The organism is Bacteroides sp. FSHCM14E1 (assembly GCF_019633785.1).
In the GTDB taxonomy this organism is placed as follows: Bacteria; Bacteroidota; Bacteroidia; order Bacteroidales; family Bacteroidaceae; genus Bacteroides; species Bacteroides hominis.
In genome coordinates, this window is the sequence record NZ_JADKYL010000011.1 from 165389 (window position 1) to 175125 (window position 9737).

General features: G+C 44.8%; 6 protein-coding genes. 1 reads left to right on the forward strand and 5 read right to left on the reverse strand.

Going from position 1 to position 9737, the window contains the following annotated elements:
- Positions 1-188: 188 nt before the first annotated feature.
- From ISX59_RS16405 to ISX59_RS16425, 5 genes are all read right to left on the reverse strand, one after another.
- Positions 189-2456, reverse strand: coding sequence for a GH92 family glycosyl hydrolase (locus tag ISX59_RS16405; RefSeq protein ID WP_005775458.1), 2268 nt, complete (start codon positions 2454-2456; stop codon positions 189-191).
- 29 nt (positions 2457-2485) lie between these two features.
- The gene (locus tag ISX59_RS16410; RefSeq protein ID WP_220576074.1) at positions 2486-3484 is read right to left on the reverse strand and encodes a FecR family protein; all 999 of its coding nucleotides are present in this window, start codon (positions 3482-3484) and stop codon (positions 2486-2488) included.
- 52 nt (positions 3485-3536) lie between these two features.
- The gene (locus tag ISX59_RS16415; protein WP_005775460.1) at positions 3537-4091 is read right to left on the reverse strand and encodes an RNA polymerase sigma-70 factor; all 555 of its coding nucleotides are present in this window, start codon (positions 4089-4091) and stop codon (positions 3537-3539) included.
- 15 nt (positions 4092-4106) lie between these two features.
- The gene (locus tag ISX59_RS16420) at positions 4107-6308 is read right to left on the reverse strand and encodes a GH92 family glycosyl hydrolase (RefSeq protein ID WP_005810451.1); all 2202 of its coding nucleotides are present in this window, start codon (positions 6306-6308) and stop codon (positions 4107-4109) included.
- Between the two features lie 502 nt (positions 6309-6810).
- Entirely contained in the window at positions 6811-8004 is a 1194-nt protein-coding gene (locus tag ISX59_RS16425; protein ID WP_065739788.1) for a multidrug effflux MFS transporter, read from the reverse strand.
- Between the two features lie 149 nt (positions 8005-8153).
- On the opposite strand from ISX59_RS16425, the gene ISX59_RS16430 reads away from it, so the two are divergent.
- Positions 8154-9008, forward strand: a complete 855-nt coding sequence (locus ISX59_RS16430) for an AraC family transcriptional regulator (RefSeq protein ID WP_122329818.1) — start codon at positions 8154-8156, stop codon at positions 9006-9008.
- Positions 9009-9737: the final 729 nt, after the last annotated feature.

The window sequence follows — 9737 nt, forward strand, 5'->3', positions numbered from 1 at the left end:
GAATATTATGTAATTTCTATCTACTATGATTACATGGGGCTGTGTTAAAACTCTTTTTACCACGGAGTAACACAGAGTATCGCAGAGCTTTTTGCTAATAATCAGTAACTTAAATCACCTCTGTGCTACTCTGTGTCCTCTGTGGTGAGTTTTGACACACCCTCTCTGTTCCCTCTTCCTGAGAGAGATTAGGGTTGCGGTCGCCGATCTGTCATCTCAATTTCCAGTGTACTTCCCGCCACAATGTCATCATGTGTGAAGAAAGGCTTTTCCAGCGGTTCCCCGTTCAGCTTCATGCTTTTGATATACTTATTCTTTTTAGAGTTATTCTTGGCTATTACTATAAATTTCTTTCCATCAGGCAGATTGACCACAGCTTTGTCAAATGCAGGGCGTCCTATGGAATAAACCGGTTTACCAGGACATACCTGATAGAATCCCATGGAGTTCAGTACATACCAAGCGGACATTTGGCCGCAATCTTCATTACCCGATAGTCCGTCTACGGTATTGGCATATTGACTGCGGTATACACTGTCTACCAATTCCTGAGTTCGCCATGGGCGGTTCACGTAGTTGTACATGTGAATCACGTGATGGCTTGGTTCATTTCCATGTGCATATTGGCCGATCAGTCCGCTGATATCCGAAGAGATCGTTTCGCCCTCCAGTGAGGAGTCGGCGGTAAACAGAGAATCCAGTTTGCCGACAAAGGCATCTTCACCTCCCATCAGTTTCACCAAACCTTCGATATCGTGGGGGACAAACCAGGTCCACTGCCAGGCAGTTCCTTCGCAATAGTCGTCGTTGCGGTGAGTAGATGAACGTGGGTTGAACGGAGTGCGCCATTCCCCCTTACTGTCCAGTCCCCGCATAAAACGGGTTTCCGGGTCGAAGTAGAATTCATAAGCTTTCGCAAAGCGGGCATATTTATCCCGGGTGTCATAGTCATTCAGTGCATCGGCAAAGATTGAAATGCACCAGTCATCATAAGCATATTCTAATGCTTTGGCAACCGATTCGTTTTCGCGGTCGCATGGCACGTAACCGATCGAGTTTTTATAATATTTTGCTTTCGGCATCAAGTGAGGCAGCACCAGGGCAGGACATTTGATTCCTGTCGTATCATATTCAGCCGCACGTACACACGCACGATAAGCCTCCTGAATATCGAAGTTGCGGTCACCTTTCATATACGCATCTACAATAACAGGAACAGCATGGTAGCCAATCATTGTACCGGTATAATTGGAAGCCATGTCCCACATCGGGAAAATCCCACCTTCCTGTTGCTTTTTGATCAGAGAACGTATAAAGTCATTGTTCAGGTCCGGATCGATAATGGTCATCAACGGATGAAGTGCACGGAAAGTATCCCACAGTGAGAAGATGGTATACATCGGATTAAGCGTGTCACCTTGATGTACTTGTAGGTCCATGCCCAGATAGCGTCCGTCTACATCTGTAAACAGGTTTGGGCTGACGGCAGTGTGATAAAGTGCGGTGTAGAAAATGGTCTTATCATCCTTGTCATTCGTGGTGATATCTATCTTCGACAAAGTTTTGTTCCATGCTTTGCGTGCTTCCTTACGTACTCCGTCAAAGTCCCAATCGGGTATTTCTGCTTCCACATTTTTGCGTGCGCCTTCTATATCCACGGCGGATATTCCGACTTTTACAAATACTTGTTCGTCTTTTGCCGTGTTAAAGTGTAGCAGTGCTTTGCAGGTCGGCAGTAATTTACCTCCTTCGTCAAGCGCCATCGAGTCGGTTACCAGTGTATAAGTGAAAGGTTTTGAGAATTTTGCATAAAAGTTGATGTATTGGTCGAAGGCCCAGTACATTGTTTTCTTTCGTCCACAAATTTCGGTAGGGCTGATGACTTCTATCTCCATCTCTTTATTGGTCTGTCGTTGCAGGCTATAGTCAAAATCGAGGATGAATCCGGCTTCTCTACTTTCCGGGAAAGTGTATCTGTGGATGGCTGCCCGTTTGGTTGCAGTTAGTTCGGCCTTTACCTGATAGGTGTCCAGGAAAACGGAGTAATAGCCCGGTTCGGCAGTCTCGTTCTGGTGTGAAAAGCTGGAAGCATAAGCCATCTTCTGGCTCTGTGAACCTGTTGGGAGATATTTCTGTTCGCCTACCGTAGGCATCAGCAGCACATCCCCATAGTCACAACAACCGGTTCCGCTCAGGTGGGTGTGTGAAAATCCGTTGATGGTAGAGTCTGCATAGTAATAGCCCGAACAAGCGTCCCACCCATCTATACGGGTGTCCGGGCTGGGTGAAATCATGCCATGGGGCAGGATAGCGCCCGGAAAAGTGTGGCCGTGTCCGCCGGTACCGATAAATGGGTTGACATAGGCTGCATAATCAGTCATGTCCGGCGAGTTTGTGCAGGAGTTCAGAGACAATAAGCCTCCTAAACATCCCGCCAGGAATGTTCTAAATCTCATGGTACTATATGTTTATTTTAATTAGTTGTTTACTTGTTACGTGAAGAAATAAAAATATTATCTCCCACGATCTTATAACTGATTGGTATAGAGTTGTCCAGTGATTGGAGTACAGACTCTATATTATCTTTCTTTTTCAGTACACCCGAATAAGTTTTGTCTGACTTTATATCGGGTGAGAGAATGATCTTCACATCATAAAAACGTTCCAGTGTCCGGGTGATGGCAAAGATATCGGCTTGTTCAAACGGAATCAGGTCATTGTGCCATACGGCATCCAGTTTGGCATCTACCTGCTTCACTACCAGTCGGCGGGTTGTTTTATTCAGTTCGGCTTTTTGTCCCGGCGAAAGGATGATCATTCCTTCCTCATTGTTGCCTTTAACCTCTATTTCTCCTTCGATTAATGTCGCTTCCGCCAGTTTGTGGCTTTTGTCACACTTGAAGTTGAAAGTCGTGCCCAATACTTTGATGCGCATTGCTTCACTTTCTACGATGAAAGGACATTGGCGGTTTTTAGTGACCTCAAAGTAGGCTTCTCCGTCAAGGAATACATCTCTTTCGGTATTGGAGAACTCTCGTGGATACCTCAGCGTTGCCGACTGATTCAGCCATACCTTACTGCCATCGGGCAGTACTATTTCCTTCACTTTTCCGTCCGTAGATGAAGCTGTTATCATATCCCGGGTGGGGTCAGCCTGGTAATATAAATATCCGCCTCCGGCACCGACCATCAAAGCCAGTACGATGATGGCTGCATATCGCATCCATTGGTGCATTCTGATAACTTTGCGGCTATGTGCCTCCTCCTGAGCCAGCTTTTTGCATAGTCGTGCTTCTGCCCGGGCTGTTCTTTTCTGATCCGGGAAGCTGTCGTGTCTGCCCAGATGATATACCTCCTCCATCCGGAAAAGTCGGCGGGCATTGTCATCTGATTCCTTGATCCAAGCGTTTACTCTGGCAAAATCTTCGTCAGAACATTCGCCCGTCAGATATCTCATCAATATTTCTTCGCTCAGATTATTCATCTTTTCTTTTTCATTATATAATAGAAACAACTAATTCTTTAAAAACACTTATCTATTTGATAAAAAATAATAGGAATAAAAGCCATAAATGGCTAAGACGGCTGCGTAAGAACTTCAGCGCCTTGTACATGTGGGCTTCTACCGTGCGTAAAGATACTCCCATTACGTCAGCTATCTCTTTGTTTTTCATTTCGTGCAGGTAGCTCAGTTTGAATACCTCCTTACATTTGTCCGGCAGTTCATTGATGGCTTCGTAGATTTCGTTCCGCAATTCACGGTCTTCTATTCGCCGGATAACTTCGTTGTTGTCCGGTTGGTAGAATTCAGCCCGTTTCTGGTTGATTTCTTCCACAGCGGCGCAGTATCCATCCTCTATACTGCGATGTTTCAGCACATTCAGCGCCCGGGTATATACCGCCCGGTAAAGGAAGGCCTGGATTTGGTCACCTATCACCATGGAGTCTTTTCGTCTCCACAGTTCCACAAATACGTCTTGAACCACGTCTTCTGCTTCTTCGTCACCCACCAGGCGGGTGGCGTAGAATATCAGGTTCGGATAGTATTTGCGAAACAGTGCTTTGTAGGTTATGTCAAATGTATCGTCCATCTTTTTAGCTACAGATTACCTCTTTTTCCCCATCTCAAATTCAAGGGTTGCACCACTCATGATCTGTTCATGTGTAATATAACTCTTATCATAGGGCTTCCCATTCAACTTGGTTGACAGGATATAAATGTTTTCCTTGTTGACTGCGGGAGCTTTGACAGTGAATGTTTTTCCGTTGCCGAGGTGCATTTGTATTTCCGGGAAAAGGGGAGTGCCTATCTCATATTTACCGCTTATCGGATCGACGGGATAGAATCCCATAGCGCTGAATACATACCAGGCAGACATTTGCCCGCAGTCTTCATTACCACAAAGTCCGGCAGGAGTGTTCTGATAAAGTTCGTTCATCACTTTGGCTACATACTCCTGAGTCTTCCAAGGCTGACCTACTGCATTGTATAAGTAGATGACGTGGTGGCTGGGTTCATTGCCGTGTGCGTATTGTCCGATCATTCCGGTGCTGAACAGAGGAAGTTCGTCATCAGCCGAGGGATGGAAGGTGAACATGCTGTCCAGCTTTTGGGTAAAGCGTTCTTTTCCTCCGACCAGGCTGATCAGTCCGTCTACATCGTGTTGTACTGACCAGAAGTATTGCCAGCCGTTGCTTTCACAGATGTGAGGAGTATAAGCGTCTGCTTCAAAACCTTTCTGGAATTCTCCTTTGTCATCACGTGGCTGCATAAACGAGGTGGCAGGGTTATACACATTGCGATAATTCTGCGACCGCTTATAAAATTCGTCCGCAATCTCTTTCTTTCCCAGTTTTTCTGCCATACGGGCTATGCAGTGATCATCGTAGGCATATTCCAGTGTTTTAGACAATGACCAGTTTTCGGCATTATAACTGTCTTTTTCATTGAAGGGGACATAGCCCAGTTTTTTGTAAGCACCTATTCCGCGATAGTTGTCCAGATTGGCGGTAACTACACAGGCTTCCAGTGCTTTTTCGGGATCGAAATTGCCTATACCTTTTAAATAAGCATCCACAATTACGGGAACGGCATGATAACCGATCATCATGTCGGTTTCACTTCCATAAAAGTTCCAGACCGGTAAACGCCCGTTCTGTTCGTAGAATGCAAGAAATGATTTCACCATGTCGTTCACTCGTTCCGGTTCGGTATACGTAAACAGAGGATGTGCGGCACGATATGTATCCCACAGTGAGAAAGTGCTGTAGTTCACCCATCCGTCTGCTTGATGTATCTTTTTATCCGGTCCGTAGTAAGCACCGTCCACATCGCTGTAGATGGTGGGGGCAAGCATACTGTGGTACATCGCAGTGTAGAAGTTTACCCGGTCGTCTTTGTTGTCACCTTTGATTTCTATTTTAGAGAGCTGCCTATTCCAGTTGTCACGGGCAGCCTCACGGTATTTTTCAAAATCATTTTCAGGCACTTCAGCTGTCAGGTTCTTGGCGGCACCTTCCATGCTTACGCCTGACAGTGCTGTATTGACAAGAATCTGTTCACCGTCTTCCGTGTCAAAGTCGAAACGGGCTACAGTAGCGGTACCTATTCGTTTACCGTCTTTCATAATGGCGGTAGTATCCATCTGTACGGCAGCAAAAGGCTTGGAGAAGCGGGTGCGGAAGTATACGTGTTGATTTCGTGCCCATCCGTCGGAAAAGCGATATCCCTGAATAGTCACCGAATCTATTACTTCTATGTGAGAGTCGTTGGTGAAGTCCCAGTTCATAGCCTTTTTCAGGTTGAGGAAGATAGCGGCTTTCGCTTCGGGAAAAGTGTAACGCTGAATGCCACACCGTTCGGTGGCTGTCAATTCTACATTGATTCCATAATCTTTCAGCAGTACCTGATAATATCCTGCCGTGGCGCTTTCGTCCTGATGGGAAAATTTGGAGTAGACGCCCAACGGAGCTTCTGCTTCTTTGTAGGGCAAGGTGACAGGCATAAACGAAATGTCATATAAGTCTCCGGCTCCCGTACCCGAAAGATGAGTATGGCTGAACCCGGCAATTGTGCTGTCGGGATAGAAATATCCTGAAATGCGGTCCCAGCCGGGCAGTCCGTTGTCCGGACTAAGCTGAACCATGCCGAAAGGTGCTTGCGCTCCGGGATATGTGTTACCGGTGAAGTCTGTTCCGATAAATGGGTTTACATATTGTGTGTAATCAGTGGTTGTCTGCTTGGGGGCAGACGTACAGGCTGTGAATACGAATAAAAGAATAAATGATAAATGAAAAAATGCTTTCATGCGGCTTGGGTTAGAATTTTAGTAATTGATTGATTCAGTGTACAAAGGTAGAGAATATAAATGTAAAACGAAAGAACTTATGTGTGGATTGATTCGTCTTTTTGTTTTTCGGCTCGTTATTACGGGGTAGGAGGACTGCTATTCTAAACTGCTGAGTGTAGACAATACATTTTCCGTTTCGGTTATCTCTTCTTTGTGTTTTGAAAATAGATATGTATAGATAAAATACTTCTTCCCCCTGGGCGATCGAATGTATAAGTGTGATTTGTGCAGAGTTCCTATAGGTGGTTTAAAGGAAGGGAATCATTGGTTTAAAACCGAAGGGGCATTGGTTTTAAAGGAAGGACCTTTTGCTTTTAAACTAATGTTTGGGCAGTTAAAGGTCTGTTTATAGGTGAATTGTAATTTATGCTACGCTTCGACTTTATCTTCTGTAAGTCGTATTGGATTTGGAACTTCCTTTTGACGTTTGTCAGGAAAAGATATTTGAATGTGAAAGCTTTCAATGATATAGCAGTCCGGAGGGCTGAGCGGATCGTGACAATACATATCGCGTGCACGCATAGGTACAAACAGAACCTGCTAAAAACAATATTCCGGTAGAGGTCATCATATCTCCTAAACTTACCAGGGGCGATACGATACCTCCGAATGCAAACCCGGTGGCTCCCAAAAGTGCCGAAGCAATGCCTGCATTCCGTCGCTCACACTCCATGGCTAACGTGTTGGATGCCGTAAAAGTCATGCCAATCATGGAGAGTAGAGCGAAGATCAATAACTCGTAGATCCAAAAATCACAACCCAGAGGCAAGAACACCATTGACAGCGCAGATACTAACAACATGCCCCGGCTTCCTATATATAAAGCCCGTTCCATAGTAGGCAATTTTATCGATATTGCTGAAGAGATAACCATTGCTATCGCATTGATTCCAAAGCAGAGGCTGAACGATAGGGGAGAGAGTCCGTAGTGTTGCTGCATGATGAATGGTGCAGAAGAGATATTGGCAAACAATATTCCCATGGTAAAGCCATATTGCAGGACGTAGCCTACATAACGGCGGTTGCGGAGGACTTCCCCAAAACGATGGTATAGGGCTTGCCAACTCACAGCCTGTCTGTGTTCTGTCGGAAGTGACTCATTCAGGTGCAGACTTCCGGATAGGAGAGCCACTCCCATAAGGAATAAGCAGATAAAAATGCCTTGCCAGCCTGTTATCTGGGCCAGAATACCTCCTCCGATGGGGGCAACGACTGTAGCAATTCCATTTATTCCCCCGATAATGGCGAGCATGCCGGCCAGTTGGTGTCCCGAATACTCGTCGGTAGCTATGGAGCGGGAAATCACGACGCCACCTGCTCCGGCAATGCCTTGTAAGAATCGGGATAGCACAAATAGTGAAATGGTGTGTGAAAAGATACATCCCAGCGTAGCGAGCAGGAACAGAATCATAGCCAGAAGTAATGGAGAACGCCGTCCGTACTTGTCACTCAGGGGACCGAAGATTAATTGTCCGGCAGCCAAACCAATCATACTGGTTGTGAGTCCTAATTGTACCATGGAAGATGAAGTCTGGAAAAAATCTGCCATAGCCGGCAGGGTAGGCAAATACATATCCATTATAAAAGGACCGAAGGCACTTAATACACCTAAAAATAATAATAAGAACCGTCTGGAATTCTGTCTGTCAGTCATTGCTATTCTCTTTGATCAATACAGTCGCAAAATTACTTCATTTGTTAGGAACCGGACGTAGGCTAATCTGTACAAAATATGTTGTTTTCAGAACAAAATAGTCCGAATACAAAAAATAAACCTACATTTGTTGCCTAAAACAGACTTTTATGAAAACAGACCAATTGCTTGCCGATACGAAAACGATCCGATATGAAGAGACCGATCTGACTTCTTTGATATCGACTCCATATCATTTCCGGTGTGGTATCTATCTGATTTGTACGCGGGGGGAAGCCATTGTCTCTACCGGTGTGCAGAAATATATATTTAATGAACAGACAGAACTGATCTTCCTGACCGGTAGCCTGCTACAAGTGCTTGAAGCTTCCGAGGATTTGCAGGTGAAAATGTTGATGTTTCCTAAAGAAGCATTTCTAAATGCCATGTTACCTATTGATACACCCTACTTTAATTATACTCACGAACATCCCTGTTACCGTCATACTGCTGACGAACGAAGTCAGAAGACTTGGCGCCAGATCAATTTGTGGATGGATATGGCACAAATGTTGTTTACCGAATTGATGCCGCAGTTCAGAGGACAACAAGAGCACAATTTTTTGCAAAGTTTGCTCATGTGGCTGTTTAATACGATTCCGGAAAAGTTGGCTGTCAGCAAGCAATATAGCCGTACTCAATTACTCTGCCACCGGTTTATGCAATTGATCCGCGAATATAGTATGCATGAACATCAGGTAGCTTTTTATGCCGGAAAACTTTGTATATCGTCTCGTTACCTGCATAAAATTACAGTTCGGCATTTAGATGGAAAGAAACCCAAGCAGCTTATTGATGAACAGTTGGTGGCTGAAATAAAGGTACTGTTGAATGAACCCCGTCTATCTGTAACAGAGATAGCTGAGCAACTGCATTTTCCGGATCAATCCTATTTGACACATTTCTTTAAGAAGAATACAGGTATCTCTCCAAAAGAATTTCGGGCGATAAAGAATCTCGGATGAGGCTGAGTCTGCCCACTCTTCTCCGTTATTGTAATAGTGGGAGCATGGCTCTTTCATTTAACAACCGTCTTCTTCCCTTGCCCCCCCCCACACACAAAAAAACTTCCATTCGCACACAGCGATGTGGAAGCAGTGCTTTGTTGTTTCTTTTTTAAGAAAGAATCCGACCGACTATTACCGAAGAAATCCAGCAGATTAACCATTATCATACAACTCTTTATCCCATCCCGCATACCTGGGCTGATGAGCCCACATGCCCGGGCTGATGAGCCCGTATATCCGGGCCGATGAGCCCGCATACCCGGGCTGAGATAAAGATCCGACCATTTGCACTAAAGAGAGTAAGGGAAATGAAATGCTTTTAGAGAGATAAACGGATAAGAAATTGGATATATCCATTTGTTTTCCAAACAGTTACTACTGAAATTTCCCCTAAAACAGCGGGTGGAAGATGGAAGATGGGGGTGGAAGATAAATGGTATAAAAACCGCATCTTCCATCAATCTATACATCTCACAATCAACGATATGCATTCTAAAAGGTGGAAGATGGAAGATCGAAACGTGTTTTTTGTATGAGAAGAAGGCGGGGTATGAAAGAGCCAGGGCGGACGCTCAATAAGTATAACATCTTATCATTTTCTATATTTTTTCAATACCAATGACTTTATCTCTTATTTTCTCATCCCATCCACATGCTTTCCTCTTTCCTGCCATTCCCAGTTTGATG

Coding starts and splice junctions, on each gene's coding strand:
- ISX59_RS16405 (WP_005775458.1), bottom strand. CDS start 2,456: ATGAGATTTAGAACATTCCTGGCGGGATGTTTAGGAGGCTTATTGTCT.
- ISX59_RS16425 (WP_065739788.1), bottom strand. CDS start 8,004: ATGACTGACAGACAGAATTCCAGACGGTTCTTATTATTATTTTTAGGT.
- ISX59_RS16410 (WP_220576074.1), bottom strand. CDS start 3,484: ATGAATAATCTGAGCGAAGAAATATTGATGAGATATCTGACGGGCGAA.
- ISX59_RS16415 (WP_005775460.1), bottom strand. CDS start 4,091: ATGGACGATACATTTGACATAACCTACAAAGCACTGTTTCGCAAATAC.
- ISX59_RS16430 (WP_122329818.1), top strand. CDS start 8,154: ATGAAAACAGACCAATTGCTTGCCGATACGAAAACGATCCGATATGAA.
- ISX59_RS16420 (WP_005810451.1), bottom strand. CDS start 6,308: ATGAAAGCATTTTTTCATTTATCATTTATTCTTTTATTCGTATTCACA.